A 26,689-nucleotide genomic window follows, 5' to 3' on the forward strand; every position below is an offset into this window, starting at 1 on the left:
TGAAATTTGAAGTTGGTCTGGTTGATCGGCCCCCCTTCAAACTTCTAATCGCACCATATAGGAATTGAAATTAGGTATTGGTGACCGTTTTGCGCTCCAAACGCTCCTTCTAATCGCACCATATAGGAATTGAAATATGATAGCGCAGGGGAGAGAGGTTATGGAGCACTTGCTTCTAATCGCACCATATAGGAATTGAAATATGGAGTTTACTATTTCATCTTTCAGATCTTCTTCCTTCTAATCGCACCATATAGGAATTGAAATTTTTGGATATAAGGCAGGTGGGATTATGCCATACTCTTCTAATCGCACCATATAGGAATTGAAATGCTGATTCCGGAAGGCCTCCTCGACAAGGAGATTGCTTCTAATCGCACCATATAGGAATTGAAATTCCACAGATGAGTACCCCATATTCATGTGGGACGAACTTCTAATCGCACCATATAGGAATTGAAATTCGGTCTTGGCCACCCAGCCCTTGCTGAGTATCCACTTCTAATCGCACCATATAGGAATTGAAATATGAAGGTGCAATCCAGAACTGCTCCGACTCCTCTCTTCTAATCGCACCATATAGGAATTGAAATATTTTATTGTCAGTGCAAACACAGCATGAAATTCCTCTTCTAATCGCACCATATAGGAATTGAAATTATAAAGCTCAGGAGGCAACTTGTCAGCTTCTGGCTCTTCTAATCGCACCATATAGGAATTGAAATATTTATCACAGGCCCATAAAGACCGCTATTTCTTGGCTTCTAATCGCACCATATAGGAATTGAAATCGGTTAATAAGGCTTCTTCCGCTAGTGATAAAGGGTCTTCTAATCGCACCATATAGGAATTGAAATATAACTGTGGGATTCTCTGTCCTATGTACCATGCCCCTTCTAATCGCACCATATAGGAATTGAAATTTGATTGAAATAATTATAAACGTTTTCAACAAAGGACTTCTAATCGCACCATATAGGAATTGAAATTTGGTTCCGGCTAGCTTTTCAATTGCTGATGCCATACTTCTAATCGCACCATATAGGAATTGAAATATGAAAAGGTTTAGAATAGGTGAAATTTTGAAGAAACTTCTAATCGCACCATATAGGAATTGAAATGCATAGAATAATGAGGGTATCAAAGATCGCTTCAGCTTCTAATCGCACCATATAGGAATTGAAATCCAAAAAAGAAAACAATCAAAGGGTGTCATTCGATGCTTCTAATCGCACCATATAGGAATTGAAATTTAGAAAATACTATTTCCGTGCATAAGCTGACCATTCTTCTAATCGCACCATATAGGAATTGAAATCCTACTCTGCCTACGAATCTTATTTTGAATCCTTACTTCTAATCGCACCATATAGGAATTGAAATCAATTTCCTTTAATGAGGATGTTTAAATCCTCCTCACTTCTAATCGCACCATATAGGAATTGAAATTAGGCTTTGTCTGATAATTGCAGGATGCCACAAAACTTCTAATCGCACCATATAGGAATTGAAATTGGTTAAGGAAAGACAAATGTCCCACAGGAACGGCTTCTAATCGCACCATATAGGAATTGAAATAAAGCTCCGGTATCGACAAACTGACCGGACGGTGCTTCTAATCGCACCATATAGGAATTGAAATCCGCTTACCCATTTGTCTTCCAGTATAGAGAGCAAGCTTCTAATCGCACCATATAGGAATTGAAATTTGATTTGACTTTGTTTACTATATCATCAATTTTTCTTCTAATCGCACCATATAGGAATTGAAATTTACGACAGAGGGTTTTTTAAACCGTGTATATGTTCTTCTAATCGTACCATATAGGAATTGAAATGGAAAAACATAAGTGTCATCAAAATGGCAACCCTACTTCTAATCGCACCATATAGGAATTGAAATCAAACTGAATAGCCGTATGAAACGCGCAGAAGAGGACTTCTAATCGCACCATATAGGAATTGAAATTCGCCACTACCTATAAAGTACTTGCCGAGAAACTCCCTTCTAATCGCACCATATAGGAATTGAAATCCACCTTTCTTTCTGCTCTCATCATAAGTGACAAACTTCTAATCGCACCATATAGGAATTGAAATATGATTAAGATTCCTGCCTGTATCTTAGAGGCAAGCTTCTAATCGCACCATATAGGAATTGAAATAATAGAAATTATAAATGGGATAATTCCCGTCAAAACTTCTAATCGCACCATATAGGAATTGAAATACATAATATGGCTGATTTTGCTCTGATTGTAGTTTCTTCTAATCGCACCATATAGGAATTGAAATTGAAATTTTACAAGGGCTATGAGTTGGGTTTTAGCCTTCTAATCGCACCATATAGGAATTGAAATCCGAAAACCCGCACATCTACGATCGGGTCAGTGAGCTTCTAATCGCACCATATAGGAATTGAAATGGGCTTCGATGTAGATCGACTCCTCTGCTGACAGTCTTCTAATCGCACCATATAGGAATTGAAATCCTCTTTGGTGCAGCAGTTCTCTCCAAAGTGGACACCCTTCTAATCGCACCATATAGGAATTGAAATATTTCTTCGAGATCACTCAATCTCACTATTCGCATTCTTCTAATCGCACCATATAGGAATTGAAATGTAGAATCTCCATCAGAATTGTCGTGTCTCGCAATTCTTCTAATCGCACCATATAGGAATTGAAATTAGGGGAAATAAAATACAGGCCTTTTCTGCATGCCGACTTCTAATCGCACCATATAGGAATTGAAATATGTGAGGTTCTGGGGAATAAAGTGAGCAAAAGCGACTTCTAATCGCACCATATAGGAATTGAAATGCGTAAATAAGACGTCCGGAGGTGGTATTTACCAAGCTTCTAATCGCACCATATAGGAATTGAAATAAGACCACCCCACGACCTATCCCAACCCCACAGAGCCTTCTAATCGCACCATATAGGAATTGAAATTCACTATGGTAATTCAAGGGGTGCATACTTGGTAGGCTTCTAATCGCACCATATAGGAATTGAAATACGTTTTTTCTGTCTTTAATTTCAAATTCGGAAACCTTCTAATCGCACCATATAGGAATTGAAATATGTAATTCTTTGTTTCAGTTGGCATCTGTTTTTTCTTCTAATCGCACCATATAGGAATTGAAATTTTTTAGGTATAATGGTATTTGTTTGGGCTGATGAACTTCTAATCGCACCATATAGGAATTGAAATCACTAAGCAATCAAGCAAAAGATTGGTACCAATCGCCTTCTAATCGCACCATATAGGAATTGAAATTGAATAACATACCCCTCATTAGCAAAGCCACGAACTTCTAATCGCACCATATAGGAATTGAAATTCGTAAAAGAACACATCTACATAATTGGATTTACTGCTTCTAATCGCACCATATAGGAATTGAAATGATCGAAAGAAAGTCCATCCAGTTTGGAAAGAAGATCTTCTAATCGCACCATATAGGAATTGAAATAAGCTCACCCAGCTCTTGCAGCATACCAACAAGCACTTCTAATCGCACCATATAGGAATTGAAATGAGGTTTGTAAGTTTCGCCAAGCTGAACGAACTAGGCTTCTAATCGCACCATATAGGAATTGAAATAGTTATACCAGGCAACCTAGGATATGAAAAAGGTACCTTCTAATCGCACCATATAGGAATTGAAATTTGGCTGCGATGTAGGTGCCTACCGTGATGGTCTTGCTTCTAATCGCACCATATAGGAATTGAAATTGATGGGTCTTGCGGACTTTTGGTTCCTCGCTCTGCTTCTAATCGCACCATATAGGAATTGAAATCAGGCTTAACATGATTAGACTAAAGCACATGGAAACTTCTAATCGCACCATATAGGAATTGAAATCCTTTAAAACATCAGAGGTCTTTATCCTGGACTCGCTTCTAATCGCACCATATAGGAATTGAAATTCGTTAACCGCAAGATTGTTTATGGTTCCGTCAAAACTTCTAATCGCACCATATAGGAATTGAAATACAATTCCATCAACCTCAAGTACCACATCGAATACCCTTCTAATCGCACCATATAGGAATTGAAATCGTAGGTCCAGTCGCTTAGCCTCCATCCAAGGATCCTTCTAATCGCACCATATAGGAATTAAAATGCGCCTCCTGGTACTTGGGGTGAGCAGTTGCCAACCCTTCTAATCGCACCATATAGGAATTGAAATTGATAAACGCACTCATTTCCAATACCCTCCAAAATACTTCTAATCGCACCATATAGGAATTGAAATTTGCAAAGTCACACTGGCTCGTTTTACGCTGCGGTACTTCTAATCGCACCATATAGGAATTGAAATTTACGGAAGGTTTCGATTTTCCAGACCTTGAATTCGCTTCTAATCGCACCATATAGGAATTGAAATATGAGTTTAAGCCCTTCGACCTCTTTCGCGTTGAATCTTCTAATCGCACCATATAGGAATTGAAATAGATAATGATTACGATGTAGAGTATGGACGCGAAGCTTATAATCGTACCATATAGGAATTGAAATAATTTAATTCGCTTGTCAGGGACTTACCAAAAGATACTTCTAATCGCACCATATAGGAATTGAAATAAGAAAAATGGAATACGTATATCAATTGTCTGGGACTTTTAATCGCACCATATAGGAATTGAAATCTAGGAATGCTCCCGGTGTCTCAGGGTCTTGGATGCTTTTAATCGCACCATATAGGAATTGAAATGGGAAAATACCCCGATGGAGCCAAGCACGTTCTTTCTTTTAATCGCACCATATAGGAATTGAAATGCTTTTCCAGGCTGTTGATAAAGTCCGTCCTGCTTCCTTCTAATCGCACCATATAGGAATTGAAATTTTCCTTAATTTTTTCCTCATAGGTCTGAGTGCCCACTTCTAATCGCACCATATAGGAATTGAAATTTGTAATCCAGCAGGGTAATGGTTCGGGTAGGGTGGCTTCTAATCGCACCATATAGGAATTGAAATATTTTAATCGTTTCCCAATCCATATGGGGATTTTCGCTTCTAATCGCACCATATAGGAATTGAAATATGCTAGGCTTACCAGCTTTTCACGCATATCAGCAGTCTTCTAATCGCACCATATAGGAATTGAAATGCGGAAAGCTTTACGATTGCGTTGTTGACCTCATTGCTTCTAATCGCACCATATAGGAATTGAAATTCGGTAAGGAAGGCGGGATTGAAGACGGGGCGGGAGCTTCTAATCGCACCATATAGGAATTGAAATACTATTTCGGTATCAATTTCATCCACCCCTTCTAGCTTCTAATCGCACCATATAGGAATTGAAATATCAGGAATTGCAGAAAGCTACCGGTGCACTTTCACTTCTAATCGCACCATATAGGAATTGAAATATATCAAACAAGCGCCTAGCAGATGGATCGCATGTCTTCTAATCGCACCATATAGGAATTGAAATGGTGAAGCTGCCTGCTCATCTCCGCAGTGATGGTAACTTCTAATCGCACCATATAGGAATTGAAATACGACTATGAAAAATCTAAAAGGAAACCGTGACCTGCTTCTAATCGCACCATATAGGAATTGAAATTCATCTAGCATGTATGGGGTGATTTCGGGCTGAAGCTTCTAATCGCACCATATAGGAATTGAAATTTGCAAGGTCACACTGGCTCGTTTTACGCTGCGGTACTTCTAATCGCACCATATAGGAATTGAAATTCCTCATCCACGGGGCCAACTACGTGCACCAGCTTCCTTTTAATCGCACCATATAGGAATTGAAATTTGTCTAAATTCATTTTTGTGTTTGTTAAAATTGAACTTTTAATCGCACCATATAGGAATTGAAATCTAACTACTGCACTACCCTGGAGGTGGTGCACTAAACTTTTAATCGCACCATATAGGAATTGAAATCTGAAATCTCTCCGTGTGCCTGAGCTACCACACACCTTTTAATCGCACCATATAGGAATTGAAATAGAAGAAAGACCTGGCTACCTACGAGCTGATCAAGTCTTTTAATCGCACATATAGGAATTGAAATGGGTTTAAGGTCATTTCCATGGGTTGAACATTGGCACTTTTAATCGCACCATATAGGAATTGAAATAGGTGAATAGCCTGGATAAATATTTCATCAACACTTTTAATCGCACCATGTAGGAATTGAAATAGGCAAAACCCTGGACAATCAAGAGGTGAACTTTAACCTTTAATCGCACCATGTAGGAATTGAAATAAGGCTCCAAGGTAGCAATAGCCAAAGACCCCAAGCTTTTAATCGCACCATGTAGGAATTGAAATAACGGCTTTTCCCATAACTTTGCATAAGTTACTATACTTTTAATCGCACCATGTAGGAATTGAAATACCGCAAGGCCTCCGAGACATCGTGGCTTTTTTGGGTTTTTGAAGACCAAGTGCTAATATACTAAACACTCCACTGCAGCTCCATCTCCGGAATCTCATCATACGTCCTGCCATTGAGCTCCCTTCCTGCCTTCTTTTTGTTTTTACCGCCCCACTGCTTGAAGAAGAATGCTACCCCGGACTGCTCCCTGTTCCGGTTTAAACTGTGCCGGCATTGGTCGAAGAACCGGTTAATCCGCTTTATTTTCCAAAGCCCGGATCATAAATTTTTCCATCGACTATCTGTCATCCCCTATTTCTCAACAAAAAAATCCAAGTAAAGCATAACTATTCAATTTAAAAATTGGCTTTTTTACTAATCTTCTTGCAAAATACCCCAATCACGGTATTGTGGGGGGAGGGGGAATGAGGTAGTTTTAGGCCAATAATGAAAAAAATAAGATTAACCAAGGATGCTGAATAAAAATGGATTTGTGTACTGGGTTGGTTATTTACGAGTTGTGATGCATTCAAAATAGGTCCCACGCGCTTCCAACAAATCTGGTTTTGCGCTTCATGAGCCAATGCTAAAAACACAAGTGCTGTTTTTAAACACGCTCCAAATGAACTGAATATAGAAGAAGTTAAAAATATGAACTTATCGAACCTTAAAATATGGAATTTTCGAAAATTTGGTGACAATGCCAGTTTTGATTTAGAAAAACCACATTTAGATTTAAACTTCACTGAAGGCATAAATGTTTTAATCGGTGAAAATGACTCGGGAAAGAGTGCAATTATCGATTCAATAAAACTTGCTTTAAAAACTCATAGTTATGAATGGTTCAGGTTGGATTGGGATGATTTTTATGTTGGTTCAAATCGATTAAGAATTGAATTAAGATTTGAAAAGTTTTTAGATGATGAAGCAAAGAATTTTACTGAATGGCTTGGGTGGAATGGTGAGGGTGATAATGCAGAACCATATTTAAGATTAATCTATGATACTAAAAGAAATCTCGAAGATCAGTATATCTATCCAACTGAAATTAAGGCCGGGGTTGATGAAATAGGATATCAGTTAACGGCAGAAGCAAGAGAGTATTTAAAAACTACCTACTTAAAACCTCTACGAGACGCGAAATCGGAATTAATACCGCGCAAGAATTCTAGATTAACCCAAATACTTCAAGGGCATGAAGCCTTTAAAGGAAAAGATCAAGACCACCTATTAGTAGAGCTATTTCAAGATTTCAATGAGCACGTTGCAAAATATTTTGAAGGAACAGACAAGGATGGTGCAGCCCTTACTGGTGAAAATTTAAAAGGGAAAGAACTGAAGGAAGAGATAGATAAGTTTATTCAAGCATTTTACTCTAGGGATAAGGAATCGAATTTTGGCGTCCTTGGGAATAATCTCAAAAACATTCTAGAGAAGCTTGAGCTATCCATTAAGGATGAACTTAATCCGGGTTTAGGAACTTTAAACAGATTGTTTATGGCTTCAGAATTACTCCATCTTCAAAAGAAAATTTGGAATGGTTTAAGATTAGGATTAATAGAAGAACTTGAAGCACATCTCCACCCTCAAGCACAAATGCAAATCATCGAAGCGCTTCAAAACGAAAAAAACATTCAATTAATCTTAACTACTCACAGCCCTAATCTAGCCTCAAAATTAAAGCTCGAAAACTTAGTTATCTGTAATGATAATAATGCTTTCCCGATGGGAGCAGCATACACAAAATTAGATTCTGATAATTATAAGTTTCTTGAAAAATTTCTTGATACAACGAAAGCAAACCTGTTTTTCGCTAAAGGAGTTATTCTGGTAGAAGGCTGGGCAGAAGAAATATTAATTCCCAGCATAGCAAAGGCTATAGGGATAAATCTAACTGAAAAGGGTGTGTCCATAGTAAATATAGGAAATACAGGATTCGATCATTACTCCAAGATTTACATTAGGAAAGAAGAGCCTTACATGAATATTCCAATAGCGGTAATTACAGATTCTGACATTCGAGAATATGAAAAAGATGGGGATGATTTTGTAAAAAGAAATGAAGATACAATCCAACTAGAAACCCAAGCAGCTATTGATTTTAACGAAACGAGATCCGAACAATCGATAAAATATTATACTGCACCAAACTGGACCTTAGAGTATTCTTTGTTTAAATCAACTAGCCTAACATCTACTCTTCAAAGCGTGTGTAAGTCAATTCATTCGGGAACTGATTGGGACACCGATTTTGAAAAGACGATGGCTATTAAATTGATTGACAAGAACAGAAAACTAAACAAAACGGAAATTGCCTATAGATTAGCAACCGCTATAGATGAAGACTTACAAAAGACTCCAGATGAGCGAACCATAAATATTGATAAAGATAATGATGACAGTATCAAATACTTAATTCAAGCCATACGATATGCGGCAGGAAATTAACATAACTGATACTGATATTGGATACGCTGAGAAAATCTTATTATCCGAAGGAAAAGAGTTTGATCCTGAAAGACGAACTTTCATTCGTGACCTTACAACACTTGATTTGCAAGCTGTACCTGGAAGTGGCAAAACAACAGCGCTTCTAGCGAAACTTCTTATCTTGGAAAAATATATGCCACTAAACAGTGGGCGTGGAGTATTGGTTATTTCTCATACCAATGCAGCTGTAGACGAGATAAAAGAACGAATTGGGAAATATTGCCCTAAACTATTTGCATATCCAAATTTTATAGGAACAATTCAAAGTTTTGTTGACACATTTCTAGCGATTCCATTCTTTACTAATCAATTTAAACAAAAACCGTTTCGTATCGACAATGAAATCTATGACGAACAAGTTGAAAGGTTCTACTTAAACACAAATAATGTAGGTCTCAAGAATTATCTCAATAGACAAATCGATGGTTTAGCATTTCTGAAGTCCCTTCGAATAACAACACAGGGTAAGTTGATTTCATACTTAAATGGCACTCCTGAGACATTTAAACTAAAGAACCCTGAAACTGCCACCTACAAGTCTTTACTTCAATTTAAACTAAACCTTTTAAAAAAAGGATACCTTCATTTTGATGACGCATATTCTTTGGCTGATTTCCAATTGAAATCAATAAGTAATTACTCATCAATTCTGCAAAAGAGGTTTCTATATGTGTTTGTTGATGAAATGCAAGACATGGATATTCATCAACATAATTTGATTGAAGAGGTCTTTCATCCAGATGAATCTACTCAGTCCATACTTCAAAGAATCGGTGATAAAAATCAAGCTATATATAATGCAGGGTCTGTACAATTAGAAAATATCTGGTCAGTCAGGAATAGTGTGCTTTACATTAATGGAAGTCACAGATTAAGTCCAAGAATTGCTTCTTTGGTACAAAACCTTGCCCTTACTCCAAATCCTGTTGAGGGTAGAAATGTTAATTCTGATGGCTCATCCATTGACATAAAACCAATAATCTTTGTTTATCTAGATGATACAAAAGGAATGGTGATTCCAGCATTTGCAGATAAAATAAAAGAACTTCAAGCCTCTGGTTCAATTCCAATTAACCCATCCCATAAATTTATGGCAGTTGCTTGGAGAAAAGAACATGAGGATGCGGACAAAATGGCTCTAAGCGATTATTGGCCCCCTTTTGCAAAAGCAAATTCAGGTCCACAAATTGACTTCAAAGTACTTGAGGACTATATCCTCTATTTTGACAAAGAGAAAAAAACTCTAGAATCTGTTCGTAAGAACATTTTAAATGCACTTTTAAAGATTCTTCGATTAGAAAATGTTGAAGATGAAAACGAAAGAGTTTACACCAAAAGAAAATTATTTAACTTTTTTAAAACTCTTGAAAACAATGAATATGAGGTTCTGATATTGAACCTTTATAAATGGTCCATTTCAAGCATAAGAGGAAAGGGGCAAGAAACGATTGTTTCAATTAGGGAGTATATCCCCACTTTCCTTTCTGTTTTCCAAAAAACCATCGCTTCATCCGCAAACTTCATAAATAGTGAGTCTGAAATTAAAGAAGTTGAAATTGAGGATGAGCCTAAATTAAACAGATTTGAATCCGATGGAGTAAACATTGAGATTGGGACAATACACTCTGCAAAAGGTCAAACCCATACAGCTACTCTTTACCTTGAAACATATTTTCATAAAGATGGCAACGGAGCCAATGCAAAATCATATGAATCCCAAAGATTAGCAGGACAATTAATGGGAAAACAAATATCATCAACTGTTGGGACAAGAGTAAAGCAATCCGCTAGAATGGCCTATGTCGGATTTTCTAGACCAACACATTTATTATCTATTGCAATTCATAAGGATCGATATGATTCGGTTTTGTCGGATATAAATCATGATGATTGGGAGATAATTGAAATTGAAACAGTGGATTAACATACACGTTGCCAAGTCGCACAATACCTAGTTTATGTTTTCCGAAATAGACAATAGAAGAAATTTGTAAAGTTTAAAAAAATGGCAGAAAATTCAGTACGCTCCGGTCGCGATGGAGAAAAAATTGCTAATGAAATTCTCAAACTTATTGGTTGGGGAAGTGCCTCGTGGAATATTGACATTGATTGTGCTTTCCCGACAAGGCATAAACCAACTGTGAAAAGTAACCCACATCACGGTATAGATATTTTATACTCCTATGACAACCCTTTATATCATGACAGACGTGATATAATTATCGGGTCTGTAAAGCATTCCGAAAATGGATATCCAAGTTCGAAAGGTTCTGAATTAACAAAGAATATAAACGAATTAGCTGTTAACCTAGATTGTACTAAACAAAGTGACAATATAATTCAATTAGTGGGGAATTCAAAGCTACAAACACATTTTAAGGGTTTGCTTTTCTGTCTTAGTAGTTTAGATTCTGAAAAAGAGTATGACTTAGCTCAACATACTAATAATAATATTGATTTTGGGACGAATAAATTTGAGGAAATTTTTTTGGTTGATAATAAAAGAGCTACTTTTTTGATAAGCTCTATAAAAACAGCGGAGAACTACCTGCCTTTAAGCGAAGTAAAATTTCTTTACCAGAACACTGGGAAGAATATGGAAAAGTCCCAACTCCTTTTATCAGGTGAAAGACTACCTATTCAATTTATTAATTCCGAAATAATTCCAATTGTAAAAGAAGAAAAAGATACAGGAAGAATTTCCTGCTTAATTTTTTGTAATAATCCATATAGCAAAGAAAATGCTTCAAGATTAATATGGTTATCTCACAAATTGTGTGGCCTAACCAATGAAATCAGAATATATTTCCCCAATTATGATAACAATAAAGAATATGAAGTGAATGCAGTAAAGCAATTGTATAAAGATGAGACTTTCACTACAAAAATCACTTTTCACAGATTCAATAAATTCGATTTAATTTCCCTTAAAGAAACCCAAAGTAAAACACCTTTTACTAAATCGATTCAAGATAAACAAGTCGAGCTTACTCACTCTACCAAAATTTCTGATGATATTGATAAAATATTACCATATGGTGATATCTTAATTCCTAAATTAAGGACAAGTATTTTGTCTGAAGTAAATCTCCATGTTTTTTTAAATAGGAAAGGTATCATTACTGCAAAAAAAAATAAAAATGATATTCTTCCTTTATTCTCATGCTTACTATTGAGTCCAGATGAACTGGATAGTCTAAAAGCAACTTACAGAGAAAAAGAGGATAAACCAAAAGAAATTGAACGTATAGCAACGGTTAACTTGGGAAGTAAATCTTTATGGGAAACATTCAATGAATTCTTCCCTATTTTAAAATCGGTAAATAACTCGGGACTACCAAAAAGTTGCAATCTGGTAGGGAATCCGATTTTAGCAAGAGTTAACTCTGACTATAATCACTTAATACTAAAATATAAAATTGAAAAAGAAAATACAAACAAGGATTTTCTTACTGGAAAGACCTTTCACGATGCTCTAATGGAAATAAAGTACGAAAACAACCAAATTATTTTTATAGACCAACATACTTCATCCGAAACATACAAGCTGAATAAGAATTATTTTGATGGTTTCAAAAAAGCTTTAAAGAAAGAGAACTTATTAATTGAAGAGTTTAAGTCAATACAATTTCTTGATTTCACCAATAACGAAAGGGTTCAATTTCTACTAAGTTTTCTAACTTTGCAAAGTTCAAAAGAAATTAATATTAAAAACATAACTCTGGATAGTATGAAGTTTAGAGCGGATGATACTATATCAGGTTTGCCGAAAGATTTAGAATCTTTAAAAGGTAGGGTTTCGAATTTAAACCTTAATGGTAAAGAGCTTCACGATACAATTTATTTATCTGATGGAGGATACAGGTCAGCCATTTTATGTGAGAAAGTTAGGTTTAATATTAGCTACAAATATTTCAACAGAAATGGAATTTGTTCTATTGAGGTAGCTTTTAGCGGAGCATTAGGAGCGAAAGGTTATAAAGACACAGAATTACGTATTTCAATAACCCCTGCTCCATCTTCGTTTGATACTAATTTCAAAAGTACCAAAGCATTGATTAAAAAAGAAATCAATATAATAAGGGATAAAAACTACGCAAAATACAAACAAAAGCCTGGTGTAAATGATACAATTTGATAGTCTAATTATTAAAAAACTAGCAGTCCATCAGGTTGGTAATAAAATACTTGATGAAGGTATTCAATTTTCTATTAAATTAGCAGATTTAGAAGATGAGGATTTACTAAATGTTATTAAACGGTATTTTCTTTCATCTTTTTCGGGAAATGAAATGTATAATTTTTATAACTCGGTGGGATTAGAACAAAATGAAATATACACAATTGCTAACAAAATTTTTGCAGAAAATGATGTATTTTTCGATCAAACAAAATTAATATCAAAACATCTGTATGAAAATAGTAATCATCCAAAAATAAAGAATGGGGAATTGTTTATTGGTTATTTTGTAGATGTAGTTTATGAAGATAAATTAATAAATGCTATTGGAATATTCAAATCAGAAACAAAGGAAAATTACATTAAATCCAACGTCAAAAGTAAAACTGATATTATCTCTTATGATGAAGGATCTAATGTGAATAAATTGAATAAAGGTTGTATTATTTTAAATTTGGATAAAGAATTAGGTTATAAGGTATGCATTATTGACAATTTAGGAAGGAGCCATGAAACTGTTTATTGGAAAGAGAACTTTTTATCTGTCAAGCCATTAAACAATGATTATCATCAAACCAACCATTTTTTAGGAATAGCAAAACAGTTTGTTACAAAGCAATTGGATGATTTTTTGGAAGTGAGTAAAACGGATAAAATTGATTTTCTAAACCGTTCTGTTGATTATTTTAAAAAGAACGACGCTTTTGACAAACAAGAATTTGAAAAACAGGTTTTTGGAGATGGTAACGTAATGGAATCATTCCGAAAGTTTGACCAAACTTATAGACAGGAAAATGAATTTCAACTTTCTGATAATTTTGGTATATCGGAACAAGCAGTAAAAAAACAAGCTAGAATATTTAAAAGCGTTCTTAAACTCGACAAAAACTTTCATATCTATATTCACGGAAATAAAGAACTAATAGAACGAGGAATAGACGAAAAAGGGCGAAAATATTATAAAATTTATTACGAAAATGAATCTTAACACAACCTTTCACAGCCAGATACAATGCCAATTCTCCTCAATTAACAATAAATCTTGAGCTTGGCAAAGATTGCTTTGCCCAACTGAAGGACCAAAACAAACAACAAATAAGCGGATGATATAGGAAACCTAACATATCAACTCTATGAATTGCAAGCAGGGGATTCGTGTATCGTAGGATGTGAAAGTGGTAAATTTAAAGTTCAGTTCTTCGTAGTAGGGTCAAAGGGGGCGCTGAATAATTTACCTTAAGAGCGGGTGTGTATCAAATCACCTTATATTTTGTAAGAACCTTTGATGTACTGGTCGGCTAAGGCTTGGGGAAGCTTGTTGATATTCCTTTGCATAACACGATTGTAGGTAAATTCAAAAGACACACTATTCAAAATGAAATTTTACTTAAGAGACACTGAAGGATTCAATCAAGCAGAAAAATTAGACATCATTATTTTAGTTCCATCAGCATGGGATGATTGGTTTAGATATTCTACTTTGTATAATCTATATTATTACGATAATAATGGAGATGTTATGCATTTAGGTTCGGTTAAAATTGGACAAAAGGATATGGCAAATGACCAAAGAAGACCAAATCTTCCTGATTTTTTTGAAACATTAAACGACATATTTTTTTCATTAGGACAGGACGTAAGTTATTATGAAAAACTCAGTACAATTGGGGTTGACTTTAGGGATACTGTTTTAAATGCCTTAAATGATATAGCTTTAAAAGAAGAGACCTACAAAGAGGCATTAAAAGAAAATGTCACTAAGATTTCTTTACTTCGTTCGGTTAGCCAAGTCTCAGTTGAGGGACAATTTAAACGTTTAGCAGTTGGCGACTCACAACTCACTCCTTATAATTTTACTTTTCATCTTCCCAAACATTATAAAAGTCAAGGAGGCGATATAAAACTTGATTTTAATGTTCAACCTAAATCTAATCCCCCCACCAATATTAATGTTATAATCGGTCGAAATGGTGTAGGTAAAACCCATTTATTTAATAGTATGATTTCATCACTTTTAAATGGTAATCAGAAAGGAATCAAAAACGGGTTTTTCACGAATTCACAAGAAGAAACAAAAAATCCATTTGCTAACTTAATTTCAGTATCCTTTAGTGCATTTGATGAAACTAATCCAATGGAAGAGAAAAGGGACAAAACAAAATATATGAACTTTTCATATATTGGACTTAAACGAATAGAGAAGAATAAAGCAAGATTACCACCGAAAAGTCCAATTGTTTTGAAAAATGAATTCGTAAAAAGTGTGGAGGTATGTAAACATCAAGGAAAAAGAAGTAAATGGGTTAAAGCCTTAGAAATGTTAGAGTCAGACCCTATATTTAAGGAAGCTGAGGTTTCTCAAATTGCTAAAATAAACATAGAAGATGAGTTCAAACAAATAGCCTCTTCGATTTTTAACAATCTCAGTTCAGGGCATAAAATTGTATTGTTAACTATAACAAGATTAGTAGAAACAATTGAAGAAAAAAGTCTAGTACTGTTAGACGAGCCCGAAGCATACTTGCATCCACCTTTACTTTCTGCATTTGTTCGTGCTTTATCTGAAATATTAATTAAAAGAAATGCAGTTGCAATTATTGGAACTCATTCTCCCGTTGTTTTACAAGAAGTTCCAGCAAGCTGTGTTTGGAAGTTAAGAAGACACGGTGCAACAGCAATTGCAGAGCGACTTGAAATTGAGTCATTTGGAGAAAATATTGGACAGCTAACTCAAGAAGTATTTGGGTTAGAAGTAACGGATTCGGGTTTTCATAATATTTTAAAACAAATAGCCCACGATTCCGACAGCTACGAATCAGGTATAAAAAAGCTTGATAAGCAACTTGGTCAAGAAGGAAAAGCCATTTTAAGAACACTAATTAAATATAATGAGAAAAATAGCTAAGCCCTCAATAAAAGTAAGTGCCGTTATTGATGATTGCATTGATAATATGACTGATATTGTATTAAAATCTGAAATTCAAAAATCAATTGGAGTTTTTACTACAGCAGAATTTGAATTGGAAAATAAAATTTTAATAAATGAGTTGTATAAAATACAAATGAAAGAAGAAATTAGTACTTCTTTAAATATTGATGAATTAAAAAAACTATACACAAATAGACTAGTCAATAAACAAAATAAGGGCAGGAAATACTATGACAGTATTTTTGTTTCTGCCCCAAATGGTAAATGTCCTTTATGCTCTCAGAGAATTGTTAGAGCGCTTGATCATTATCTTCCCAAGTCAAAGTATCCTATTTATTCGATTACTCCTATTAACCTTGTACCAGCTTGCACAGATTGTAATAAAGATAAACTTGTGGAAGTTCCAACTAAAGGAGAAGAAGAAACCTTGCATCCTTATTTTGATGATGTAGAAGGGGGCAGTTGGTTAAAAATGGAAATATTACATTGTAAGCCATTTGTAATCGAGTATTTTGTTTCACCACCCAATGATTGGGATGAGTTATTAAAAAAGCGGATTAAATTTCATTTTAAAGTTTACAACTTAAATGAATTATATTCCATACACGCTCAAGAAGAATTTGAAAACATAAGGAATCAATTGACGGAATTACACACCAGTTTAGGAAATGTAGTTCTTAAAAATCATTTATTAGACAGCTACTACACAAGAGAGAAGGTAAATAAAAATTCTTGGCAGACAGCATTTTATTATGCTTTAACAAATGACTTAAACTTTACAAATGGGGGCTTCAAATAAAAAACTGCCTACAACAGCCGGTGGCGGTCCTTGCCCTTACAAGTTGCTAGAAATTAATTTTGAATTCCGATAAAGAAAAAATGAAAGTTTATTAAAGCAGGACTTAATTGAATTTTCGTTCCGTTGGATCATGAAGGTTGGGGGCGGCCTACTTGTGCATTTTTTCACCTACTCTTCCGTCCCAATCATTTAACTATCATTTTCCCTTCTATTCCAGACTCCCTATAGGCAAATTTTCAAACTGGAGTGATAATACGACGAATTGATGCATTTTCATGTGCTCCCCAAATGAGCTGATAATGTTCAACTAAACTACTTTTGGAAGTTTTTTCTTTTTTTAGCCTTGCCTAAACTGATACTGCACCCTCATCCCCAAGCTGCCATCGTCCAAATATATCGTATGATGTCTTTCTCCTTTAAACCAGATGTGCTCAAATGAATATTCCTCTCTGATATACCGCTGTTCTAAAAAATCAATGACTTTTTCTCTGGAAGTAAAATTGGATCTTAAAAACACTACAGCAGTTACTAATGACCCTTTGTCAAACGTGTAAAGAATAGAGCGGACATGATCATTTTCTCCCCTATACACCAATTGATTCTCACCTTCTGATGATAGGGTGCGGGTTTCATTCCGTTTAATTACATCTTTTGTGCTGTTAAATTTAACTGATGGCTCCTGAAAGAGAAAATTGGTCGGATGAACAGTTACCAGGCATTCAGGAATATTAGTATAATCCATTGAACTTGCACTCACTACAGTGGTCCCCGCCCTGATGCCTATTAGTAATCCTGAATTATTTACTTCCACTATGCTTTCGTCTTTTGATTTCCAAAGAACTTGTGATGGAAGTGATAAACTTTCAAAAGGAGGAAATAGTCTTTCCTCTAAACACCCAGAAAATAAGAAGATTGAAAGTCCGGGTAAGACGCTGAACCGATTCATAGTGAGCTGTTTAAAAAAGTCATTTAATTTAATCACTTTGAAAATAAAAACAAATATCAATTCTTTATTTTTTCTACCTTCGGATTGACTTCCTCATTTATTCAGGAGTAAAACAATCAGTCATTGATAAAACCGAATAGTCCCCAACTCTTAAGGAAGCGGTGTGCGGTGGTGAAAAGGTCTCTTTACGGTTATTTGGTCAATTTTCTTTATTATTGTACCTATAAATAGAAGGATATGAATGTAAAACATCTCCCAGGTTCCAAGCAGGATGAAATTGCCCAAATACTTCAAATCATTCAAGAAGAAGCCGACCCAGTCAAAGTTATTTTGTTTGGAAGCCATGCTACGGGAAAATGGGTTGATTCTTCACTCGAAGAAGATGGGGTTACCTTAAGTTATTTAAGCGATTATGACTTTTTGGTTGTGACTAGGGATAATTCCACTAAAGAGCATCAAATTATTAGTCATATTGAAAATAGGTGTAACCAAGAGTTCGAAGGGATTGTTAGTATCATTGTTCATAGCATAGATTACATCAATACCGGTCTATCCTATGGCCAGTTTTTCTTTACCAGAATAATCCATGAAGGGATAACTTTATTTGATTCTGAAGAATATGAATTTATCAAACCTAAGGCCTTAACAAAAGAGCAGTTGAAGGAAAGGGCTCAAGATTATTTTGATATATGGTTCCCTATGGGGGAAGAGTTTTTAATTGATGCAAATAATGCCTTTGAAAGGAGAAGCTTTAGAAAAGCTGTATTTGAATTACATCAAGCGGCTGAAAATTTCTATGGGACTGTTTTACTTGTTTTTTCTGGATATAAACCAACTGTTCACAACCTTCAAAAATTGAGAAACTATTCCAAACATCTCAATGAGGAGCTTTATAAACTCTTTTTAACACCCTCTGAAGATGATTATGAAGCCAATCTTTTTAATCTTTTAAGAAGGGGGTACATTGAGGCGAGGTATAAAAAGAATTTTGAGATTACCGAAAGAGAATGTTCAGATCTTGTGGAAAAGGTGAAGGAAATGAAAAGGATTGTACATGCAATTTGTTTGAGAAAAATTGAATCAATCATTTAATGGATAGATTTCTTCAATTTTTATCTCTAGAGCTTTGCTTAGGATATATGCATAATAAGCAGATGGGTTGACATGACCATTTTCCAACCTACTGATGTCTTGATAATCCTTATTTACTAAAGCGCCTAATTGAGCTTGGGTAAGCTTTTTATTTAAGCGTATTCTTTTCAAATTCGAGCCAAATCTCTTTCTAAAGTCTTCTATTTCCATATCCATTAATGGAAATTGCAGAAATCATGAAAATTTTTACTAAACATATTTGTTTAGTGGTGAGCTCTTATTATATTTGCTTTATAACATCCTCAATGTTAGGTCTGAGAAGCCAAAACAGTAAAGGATGAAATGGATATTTAAGATATTATGTAGTGGAAGCACGGCCTCTTCAATTTTTGGCTCTGGTGACTTCTCAGACCTCAGCAATGAGTTCAAGAGGTCTGTGCTTTTCACTGCATATCCTTTCTTACTTACAAATGCTTTAGATACTTCATTATTTTCAATTTTCTATCTGCGCTACGGACTATGGGGATACTCCGTATGCTGCTGCCTCCTATCTCCCTCTGACCTCGTTCAGAGACCAATTCCAATAAAAGTTAATATTACAATTAAGCAATTACAGAGAAATCTGATTAAGTCGCCGGATTGAGCGAAGCGGAGCTTCGCGTTGCTTCGCTGTTTAAGGGTTAAATGGCTTCGCCGTTTATAGGATCCGTATGGACATCCCCCTAGCCCCCTTTAAAGGGGGAATTGGTCGCGGTGAATTCTTAACATTTGATCTTATGAAAAAAAGGATGTGTCAATTCTACGGGGAAGAGGTATGTCCGATGGCTTCGCAAACTTCGCCGGTTATTGGCTTCGCCGATTATGGATTACATGGCTTCGCCGTTTAGGGGATGGATTATAATGGAATTCTCGTTACACATCCCCCCAGCCCCCTTCAAAGGGGGAGTTGGATATGATTAAACTTTAACCGTCCGCGCTAGCGGACAATAAACTTTAAACCATGAAAAGTATAAAACAATTTCTTGACGGTGTGTTGTGGCTCCTGGTGGGGGATAGGGGGCTGGAGGTGGGGATGCTCAGCAAGTCGAAACCTAATTGCACATATGTACCTGACCCTAAGCCTAATCCGTTGAGCCGGGAGCAGCAGGAGGCGATATTGATGTGCAAGGCAATCGGAGTCATACTAAGAGAGGAGGGGGAGAAGAATAGGCTGAAGGTGGAAGTGAGGATTAGTCCCATGGCGGAGGAGCCACCTGACGGAAACAAATCCCTCTTAGAATAAAGGTGAAACTACGGGATACATCCCCCCAGCCCCCTTCAAAGGGGGAGTTGCCTTGGAGTCACATCCCCCTTTATCCCCTCAAGATTCGCTACGCTCTCGGGACAAGCTCTTCAAAGGGGGAATAGCTCGCGACATTTGAACTTCCTTTTCTCTGCCTGGGTGGATTATGTCTAACCTAGCTAAACTCGATATGCGATCCCGGGCGGGGGAGAGGGTAGTTTGTCACATGGGTGCTGGCCTGCTGGTCGGAATGCAGTAGGGGAATACCAATTTAAAATTTATTAAAAAAAACAACAATGAAAAAAAGAACCATCTTTTTCTTCCTGGCATCGCTATGTCTTATGGTAGCGGGGGGATATGGGCTTAAAGTTGCTTTTACACCTGATGGGGAGCCTTCCTCCCCGGGTTCCGAACACCCTCCCCAAATATCAGGGGAGGGGGAACCTCAAAAAGGCAACATATTCATTTACGGTGAGGTCAGTTCCAACCAGCCTGTAGATACTTTATTTATTAAACTTTGGGAAAATTATCTGGGAAAATTTATCAGTGACCCTGGCCCAGAGATCAAATCTATGCCTCTCAACGAGGGAAGTCTTATGGAAGGGGCTCTTGATAAAAGAGTGTTTAGTTATTCTTCAGGAGAAATTACTGACATAGGCTATCTAACTATTGGAGACAACAAGGCCTCCTTGCTAAATCTATTCATGGTGCGTCCCGGTGACAGTGTGTATATCCACATTGATCTCAAAAAAGGTATGACCACTTTTTCTGGAAGATCTGCTGACAGGTTTAGGATCCAGCATGAAGTTGAGCTTGCTAGGCAAACCTATAAAATGGGTCAGGATCCAGTAATGGTGACTGGTAGCAAGGATAGATTTCTTAAAAGTGGAAACTACAGGGATCAGTATGAAACAGCTCAAAAGTCTCCCTATAGGAAAATGAAATTTGTGGAGACTGAAAATGAAAAGGTGGCCATAATGGAGCAAGAGCTGGTTAAAATTAAAAATGGCAACTACCCTGGTATTGATATCCTAAATGCCAATAAACATTTGATGGATCGCGTCGATCGGGAAGTATTGAAATCCAGGATTATAGGTGAGACACTTTATAAAACGTTTAACAGCTTCAATATTTCCTATAGAAAAGATTCAGACGAATTTAACAGACTCTATAATGAATATATCTTGGAAACACCACTTGTGGATTTTGATGCGGATATAGTCATTAATTCCCCCCTTTATATGGATTACCTCATGGAAAGGATTGTAGTAGAGTCCAAGGTACATGGGGAACCATTTTACAAAATCGTAGAAAGAAATTTTGATTCTCCATTACGTGACCGTTTATGGGGGAAATTTTTAATGTCTTATTTCAGCATTTATCCACATAGCGGCGAAATGCTACGGGAGATATTGCCTAAAGTGTCGGATTCAGTAGTACTGACTCCTTTAACCAACCTCTCTAGACAGGCAATAGGCACGCCTATGAAGGAGCTATCTCTTCCTGATTCCAATGGAGATACAGTAAGGCTGAGTGACTTTCAAGGGAAGGTGGTCCTTATAGACTTCTGGTTTACAGGCTGCCTTCCCTGTGTTGAATTGTTTAGAACCACTGTGCATCCGGTTGAGCTTAAATATGGGCAAAGGGAGGATTTTGTGGTGGTTTCCATTGCTGCTGACCGAAATAAAGATGTCTGGAAAAAGAGCCTATCGGAAGGCAGATACAGTTCAGCTGAGGCAATTAATCTTTTCATGGAGGACAGGTTTAAACACCCATTTTTAAAGTACTACGATATACAGGCATTTCCTAGACTCATCCTTTTGGATAAGAAGGGGAGGATATTTAGAACTTCTGGACTTATGGATAAATATGATCTGGAAAATGCTATTGAATCGGCACTCGCAGAAAAGTAATCAATATACATGTTTCACTAACCCAATAAAAATGAAAAACGCTTTACTTACAGTAATGTTATGGCTTGCTCTGATCCCGGTAGGGGTCGGCATGCAGTCACAAACCCATCCCGTGAGCGGGAAGGTGTATTCGGCCGAAGACCGCCAGCCCCTGCCTGGAGCTTTGGTGATGGTGCAGGGGACGAACAATGGAGTAGTCACTGATGAAGAGGGTGATTTTAGATTGATGATAGAGGCTGGGAGCCATGTACTCTTAATTAGCTTCTTGGGTTATGAGCCCCAGGTTTTAGAAATCAATGTTCCACTGGATGAACCCATAAACTTTTCACTTCAGGAAGAAGGAATGGCCATGGATGCAGTGGAAATAGTATCTACTGGATATCAGCAACTTTCTAAGGAAAGAGCTACAGGTTCATTTGTGCATGCCGACCGCGAACTGGTGGACCGGCGTGTAAGTCCCAACATTCTAGAACGCCTTGAAGATGTAACTCCTGGATTAGTTTTTAATCGGGACAGGGAAGGGGCAGGGACTGAAATAAGTATCCGGGGCACCAGTACCCTGTATGCAAATGCACAGCCACTTATAATTGTAGATAATTTTCCTTATGATGGACAGATAGAAAACATAAATCCCAATGATGTCGAGAGTATTACGGTATTGCGTGATGCCGCGGCGGCTTCCATATGGGGTGCCAGGGCTGGGAACGGCGTAATAGTCATAACGACTAAACGCGGGATTGAAGGAGACCGCCCCAGAGTCACTTTTAATTCAAATATAACCTTGAGGGAGCAGCCTGATATGTTTTATTTCCCTCAGATGGATGTTGGAGATTTCATAGGAGTGGAGAGGGAGCTTTTTGGTCTGGGATACTACAATTCTCAGGAAAACTCTGTTCAACGTCCGCTTATATCCCCAGTAGTTGAAACTTTGATAGCGGAGCGGGATGGCATCATCAGTAATATGGAGGCTGAAAGGGCAATAAGTGAGTTTTCTCAGCGCGATGTCAGAAGGGAGTTGGAGAAATACTATTATAGGCCTGCTGTAAATCAACAATATGCTTTAAATATTTCAGGTGGGAGTCAGAGTTACCGGTATGTATATTCAGTAGGTCTAGATCGCAATGCAGGGGATGTAGTGGATAATAGTGATAGTAGAATAACACTTAATGGGCAAAACCATTGGAAGTTTTTGAAAAACAAGCTTAATGTACAGGCAGGTGTATATTACGCGCAAAGTAGGTCTTTAAGCGGAACCGCATTGCCTCAAGGGTACAACTCACCCTATATTCATTTTGGTGATGAAATGGGTAATCCCCTTGGTATCAATAGAGGAATAAGGGGGACTTTTACAGACGGTGCTATGGGTGCTGGTTTATTGGATTGGAAATATTACCCCTTGGCCGAACGGGGTATGATGAGGGATAATTCAGAAACCAATGATTTGCGAATAAATACCACTGTCAGCTATGAAATATTCCCTGGGTTAAAAGCTGAGGTGCTCTACCAGTACTGGAATGCCCAGACCAATGGCGAGGTCCACCATCCTTTTGAAAGTTTTTTTGCCCGGGATATGATTAATACGTTCACTCAGGTCCAGCCTGATGGTACCTTATTACGTGCTGTTCCAGAAGGGGGGATATTGAATTTAAGTGGGGTGTCCGAGGAAAGTCATAGTCTGAGAGGTCAGCTTCATTATAATAAGGTCTGGAACAAGGACCATGAATTTGTAGGATTAGGCGGGTATGAGCTCAAAGATTATGGGAGAAGTGACCACAGTGTCAGATACTATGGTTACGATGATAATATAGGGGTGAATCAACCGGTGGATTACTTAACCCAATATCGGAGATACCAAAATAATTCATTGGGAAGAATCCCTTATGGAAACAGTATAGGGGGATTAACTGATAGGTTTGTATCTTATTATTTAAATGGGTCTTATACGTATAAAAATATGTATATCCTTTCGGCAAGTGCTCGTAAAGACGCCTCTAATTTATTTGGGGTAGAGGCGAACCAGAGGGGGGTTCCATTATGGTCAGTTGGATCAAGTTGGGTAGTCAGCAGTGAGAAGTTTTATAATGCCTCTTGGCTTCCATTTTTAAAGCTGCGGGCTACCTACGGATTTAATGGCAATATTGATAAAAATGTAAGTGCCTACACCACTGCTATGTATATGCCAGGGTCGGCAAATGCACTTTCTGGATTACGATATCTTCAGATTGTGAATCCTCCTAATCCAAATCTGAGATGGGAAAGGATACATATTACAAATCTTGCATTGGATTTTGAAAGTAAAAACCGGCTTATAAGTGGAAGTTTGGAATACTATTATAAGCAAGGGTTAGACTTGATCGGTGATAGTCCGTTTCCCACTTCAACAGGAATTGACAGGTTTAGAGGGAATTTTGGAGCTACTGAAAGCCATGGATTGGATGTGCAACTCGTCACCAATATTCTTAAAGGGAGATTTGGGTGGCAGACGTATTTTTTCCATAGCATGATAAGGGAAAAGGTCATCTCTTATGATTTGGAGGCTGTCAGCAGGGATTATGTGGCTTATGGCTCAGGAGCCCTAGGAGGATCTCCATTGCCGAGAGAGGGATTTCCTAGGTATTCGGTGTTTAGCTATGCTTGGGCGGGGCTTGATCCCAATACTGGAGCTCCACGGGGATATATCAACAATGAACCGAGTACGAACTATGCTGGGATATTTTCAAACACGCAGCCGGAGGATTTGATTTATCATGGCCCCGGGCGGCCTACGAACTTTGGTTCGGTTAGGAATGATTTTTCATTCGGCAATTTTTCACTTTCTGTCAATGTCAGTTATAGGTTGGGATATTATTTTAGGAGGCCTACAGTGGATTACATGGCTTTATTACAGGGAAGAATCACTCATGAGGATTTTGCAAGGAGGTGGACTGAGCCCGGGGATGAGCTAATTACGAATGTACCCTCTATGCCTACTACCTTGAATAATAATCGACAGGCATTTTATAATGTATCAGAGGTAAGGATTGAAAAGGGGGACCATGTAAGGCTGCAGGATGTGAGGCTATCTTATACTATTGGCAAAGAAAAATTGAAAACTCTGCCCTTTAGAAGATTGGAGGTGTATGGGTATGCTAATAATCTGGGAATCTTATGGAAAGAGACCGATGCGGTAGCAGACCCAGATTTTCGTACTTCTAGAGCCCTGAGAAGCTTTTCAATGGGTGCAAGAATAGAATTTTAGAAAAATGCCCCGTTCCGCCGTACTTTCTTCATAAGGTTTAGTTACACGGTTCCGGTGGGCGGGGCATCTATTCATGATGAAAAAATACCATAAACAATTAAGAAAATGAAAAATCACAAATATATTTTATACAATATTCTATTTGCAATAGTTTTGATGGGTTGTGAGGAATTTTTGGATGAAAAACCCAGAATGGATCTGGTTGTACCGGAATCAATTGAAGATTTACAAGGGTTATTGGACGCAAGTACTATGGGGATGAATGATGGACCTGGTTTAACCCAAATAGGTTCTGATGATTTATGGACTACAGATGCAGGATGGGTGGGGTTTATTTTTACGGCTGAACAAAATGCTTATCTGTGGAAGGAGAACATTTACGATGATCCATTTTCAGCTGAATGGACGATGAGTTACAGGCAGATATTTTATTCTAATGTAGTGTTAAAAGAAGTTCAAAAGTTTTTGGATGTTCCTGAGAACAAGAAGTCGGATTTGGATAATGTGATCGGTAGTGCTCATTTCTATAGAGCCAATGCTTTTCATGATCTGTTGACTGTTTTCTCCAATGCTTATGATCCCAATACTTCTGCAACCGATTTGGGTGTTCCGCTTCGTCTTTCTCCAAATGTAGAAGAAAGGTTGGAAAGAGCTTCACTGGAAGCGAGTTATGCTCAAGTAATTCAGGATTTGAAGACAGCGATTTCCTATTTGCCTGACAGACCGCTTTTTCCAAGCAGGCCTTCAAGGGCGAGTTGTTATGCCTTATTAGCCCGAGTATACCTGAATATGGGAAATTACGAAGAGGCAGGAGATGCTGCAAAATCGGCTTTGGCCATTAAGCAGGACTTAATGGACTACAATAACCTTGATCCAAATATATTTTATCCATTTGCACAATTTAATCCCGAGGTAATCTTTCATTCCAAAATGATTACTTATATGTATCAGTTTAGTAATCAGGTGTACGTGAATAATGAGTTAATTGCTTCTTACGATCAAGATGATCTTAGGACTCACTTATACTTTACCCCGCGAGGTGATGGAAGATATAATTTCAGAGGCCACTATACAGGTAATTTTTCACTTTTTTGTGGTTTGGCTACTGATGAGCTGTATTATATTATCTCAGAAACTGCCGTGAGGTTAGGCAACCTTGAAGAAGCAGCCACCTACATGAATCATCTTTTGAGTACAAGGTATGTTAGCGGAACCTTGGAGCCAATCACCTTTAGCAATCAAGAAGAAGCTCTTCAAAAAGTTTTGTTGGAGAGAAGGAAAGGTCTTTTGTTCAGAGGTATTAGATGGCAGGATATGAAAAGGTTAAATTTGGATCTTCAGCAGGCAATAAATATGGAAAGAGAGATAGGTGGGGAGGTGTATACCTTATCAGCCAATAGTCCCAGGTATGTATTCCCACTTCCGGATGAGGAAATAAATCTGGGTGGATTAAAGCAAAATCCTAGATAAAGATAT

The 26,689-nt window shown here is 37.1% G+C and carries 14 protein-coding genes and 2 CRISPR repeat arrays (1 of these 16 cut by a window edge); of the genes, 11 read left to right on the plus strand and 3 right to left on the minus strand.

Going from position 1 to position 26,689, the window contains the following annotated elements; all coding sequences use genetic code 11:
* Positions 1-5,974: direct repeats of the CRISPR family, unit length 30 nt; unit sequence CTTCTAATCGCACCATATAGGAATTGAAAT (it extends 3,500 nt beyond the left edge of the window).
* Between the two features lie 100 nt (positions 5,975-6,074).
* Positions 6,075-6,364: a CRISPR direct-repeat array (repeat unit 30 nt).
* Positions 6,365-6,425: 61 nt separating this feature from the next.
* The gene (locus FPL27_RS01930; protein WP_317129449.1) at positions 6,426-6,608 is read right to left on the minus strand and encodes a DUF5131 family protein; all 183 of its coding nucleotides are present in this window, start codon (positions 6,606-6,608) and stop codon (positions 6,426-6,428) included.
* A gap of 387 nt (positions 6,609-6,995) precedes the next feature.
* Between FPL27_RS01930 and FPL27_RS01935 the strand changes: the two genes are divergently transcribed.
* The 6 genes from FPL27_RS01935 to FPL27_RS01960 all read left to right on the plus strand — a co-directional run bounded on the left by FPL27_RS01935 (position 6,996) and on the right by FPL27_RS01960 (position 16,742).
* Positions 6,996-8,792 carry an ATP-dependent nuclease gene (locus tag FPL27_RS01935; protein WP_143959483.1) on the plus strand — a complete coding sequence of 599 codons (1,797 nt, stop codon included), beginning with the start codon at positions 6,996-6,998 and terminating at the stop codon, positions 8,790-8,792.
* Complete coding sequence (locus FPL27_RS01940; RefSeq protein ID WP_143959484.1) at positions 8,776-10,758, plus strand: UvrD-helicase domain-containing protein; 1,983 nt, start codon at positions 8,776-8,778, stop codon at positions 10,756-10,758. Before FPL27_RS01935 ends, FPL27_RS01940 begins: the two co-directional genes overlap by 17 nt.
* Positions 10,759-10,839: 81 nt before the next feature.
* Complete coding sequence (locus FPL27_RS01945; RefSeq protein WP_143959485.1) at positions 10,840-12,972, plus strand: hypothetical protein; 2,133 nt, start codon at positions 10,840-10,842, stop codon at positions 12,970-12,972.
* Positions 12,959-14,002, plus strand: a complete 1,044-nt coding sequence (locus tag FPL27_RS01950) for a nucleoid-associated protein (RefSeq protein ID WP_143959486.1) — start codon at positions 12,959-12,961, stop codon at positions 14,000-14,002. Before FPL27_RS01945 ends, FPL27_RS01950 begins: the two co-directional genes overlap by 14 nt.
* Before the next feature lie 387 nt (positions 14,003-14,389).
* Positions 14,390-15,919 (plus strand): AAA family ATPase, encoded by a 1,530-nt coding sequence (locus FPL27_RS01955; RefSeq protein WP_143959487.1) that lies wholly within the window; start codon positions 14,390-14,392, stop codon positions 15,917-15,919.
* A complete protein-coding gene (locus FPL27_RS01960) occupies positions 15,903-16,742 on the plus strand; it encodes an HNH endonuclease (RefSeq protein ID WP_143959488.1) in 840 nt (279 codons plus the stop codon). Before FPL27_RS01955 ends, FPL27_RS01960 begins: the two co-directional genes overlap by 17 nt.
* Before the next feature lie 337 nt (positions 16,743-17,079).
* Here the strand turns inward: FPL27_RS01960 and FPL27_RS01965 are convergent, their stop codons facing one another.
* Positions 17,080-17,688, minus strand: coding sequence for an Ig-like domain-containing protein (locus FPL27_RS01965; protein WP_143959489.1), 609 nt, complete (start codon positions 17,686-17,688; stop codon positions 17,080-17,082).
* A gap of 237 nt (positions 17,689-17,925) precedes the next feature.
* On the opposite strand from FPL27_RS01965, the gene FPL27_RS01970 reads away from it, so the two are divergent.
* A complete protein-coding gene (locus FPL27_RS01970) occupies positions 17,926-18,780 on the plus strand; it encodes a HEPN domain-containing protein (RefSeq protein WP_143959490.1) in 855 nt (284 codons plus the stop codon).
* Here FPL27_RS01970 and FPL27_RS01975 read toward each other — a convergent pair.
* The gene (locus tag FPL27_RS01975) at positions 18,769-18,990 is read right to left on the minus strand and encodes a helix-turn-helix transcriptional regulator (RefSeq protein WP_185974269.1); all 222 of its coding nucleotides are present in this window, start codon (positions 18,988-18,990) and stop codon (positions 18,769-18,771) included. The two genes, FPL27_RS01970 and FPL27_RS01975, sit on opposite strands and share 12 nt — an antisense overlap.
* A gap of 790 nt (positions 18,991-19,780) precedes the next feature.
* Here FPL27_RS01975 and FPL27_RS01980 point away from each other — a divergent pair.
* The 4 genes from FPL27_RS01980 (at position 19,781) to FPL27_RS01995 (ending at position 26,683) form a co-directional block, all read left to right on the plus strand.
* Positions 19,781-20,062: a hypothetical protein gene (locus FPL27_RS01980; protein ID WP_143959492.1), complete on the plus strand. Its 282-nt coding sequence runs from the start codon at positions 19,781-19,783 to the stop codon at positions 20,060-20,062.
* A gap of 296 nt (positions 20,063-20,358) precedes the next feature.
* Positions 20,359-21,975 (plus strand): TlpA family protein disulfide reductase, encoded by a 1,617-nt coding sequence (locus tag FPL27_RS01985; protein WP_143959493.1) that lies wholly within the window; start codon positions 20,359-20,361, stop codon positions 21,973-21,975.
* 31 nt (positions 21,976-22,006) lie between these two features.
* On the plus strand, positions 22,007-25,213 hold the full coding sequence (locus tag FPL27_RS01990; protein WP_185974270.1) for a SusC/RagA family TonB-linked outer membrane protein: 3,207 nt from the start codon (positions 22,007-22,009) through the stop codon (positions 25,211-25,213).
* A 105-nt stretch (positions 25,214-25,318) separates the two neighbouring features.
* A complete protein-coding gene (locus FPL27_RS01995) occupies positions 25,319-26,683 on the plus strand; it encodes a RagB/SusD family nutrient uptake outer membrane protein (protein ID WP_143959495.1) in 1,365 nt (454 codons plus the stop codon).
* Positions 26,684-26,689 lie beyond the last annotated feature (6 nt).

The sequence above is a fragment of the Litoribacter populi genome, assembly GCF_007483685.1.
Lineage (GTDB): Bacteria > Bacteroidota > Bacteroidia > Cytophagales > Cyclobacteriaceae > Litoribacter > Litoribacter populi.

Excerpts from the sequence above, each read along its gene's own strand:
- FPL27_RS01935 (WP_143959483.1), top strand. The coding sequence starts at position 6,996 with ATGAACTTATCGAACCTTAAAATATGGAATTTTCGAAAATTTGGTGAC.
- FPL27_RS01940 (WP_143959484.1), top strand. The coding sequence starts at position 8,776 with ATGCGGCAGGAAATTAACATAACTGATACTGATATTGGATACGCTGAG.
- FPL27_RS01945 (WP_143959485.1), top strand. The coding sequence starts at position 10,840 with ATGGCAGAAAATTCAGTACGCTCCGGTCGCGATGGAGAAAAAATTGCT.
- FPL27_RS01950 (WP_143959486.1), top strand. The coding sequence starts at position 12,959 with ATGATACAATTTGATAGTCTAATTATTAAAAAACTAGCAGTCCATCAG.
- FPL27_RS01955 (WP_143959487.1), top strand. The coding sequence starts at position 14,390 with ATGAAATTTTACTTAAGAGACACTGAAGGATTCAATCAAGCAGAAAAA.
- FPL27_RS01960 (WP_143959488.1), top strand. The coding sequence starts at position 15,903 with ATGAGAAAAATAGCTAAGCCCTCAATAAAAGTAAGTGCCGTTATTGAT.
- FPL27_RS01965 (WP_143959489.1), bottom strand. The coding sequence starts at position 17,688 with ATGAATCGGTTCAGCGTCTTACCCGGACTTTCAATCTTCTTATTTTCT.
- FPL27_RS01970 (WP_143959490.1), top strand. The coding sequence starts at position 17,926 with ATGAATGTAAAACATCTCCCAGGTTCCAAGCAGGATGAAATTGCCCAA.
- FPL27_RS01975 (WP_185974269.1), bottom strand. The coding sequence starts at position 18,990 with ATGGAAATAGAAGACTTTAGAAAGAGATTTGGCTCGAATTTGAAAAGA.
- FPL27_RS01980 (WP_143959492.1), top strand. The coding sequence starts at position 19,781 with ATGAAAAGTATAAAACAATTTCTTGACGGTGTGTTGTGGCTCCTGGTG.
- FPL27_RS01985 (WP_143959493.1), top strand. The coding sequence starts at position 20,359 with ATGAAAAAAAGAACCATCTTTTTCTTCCTGGCATCGCTATGTCTTATG.
- FPL27_RS01990 (WP_185974270.1), top strand. The coding sequence starts at position 22,007 with ATGAAAAACGCTTTACTTACAGTAATGTTATGGCTTGCTCTGATCCCG.
- FPL27_RS01995 (WP_143959495.1), top strand. The coding sequence starts at position 25,319 with ATGAAAAATCACAAATATATTTTATACAATATTCTATTTGCAATAGTT.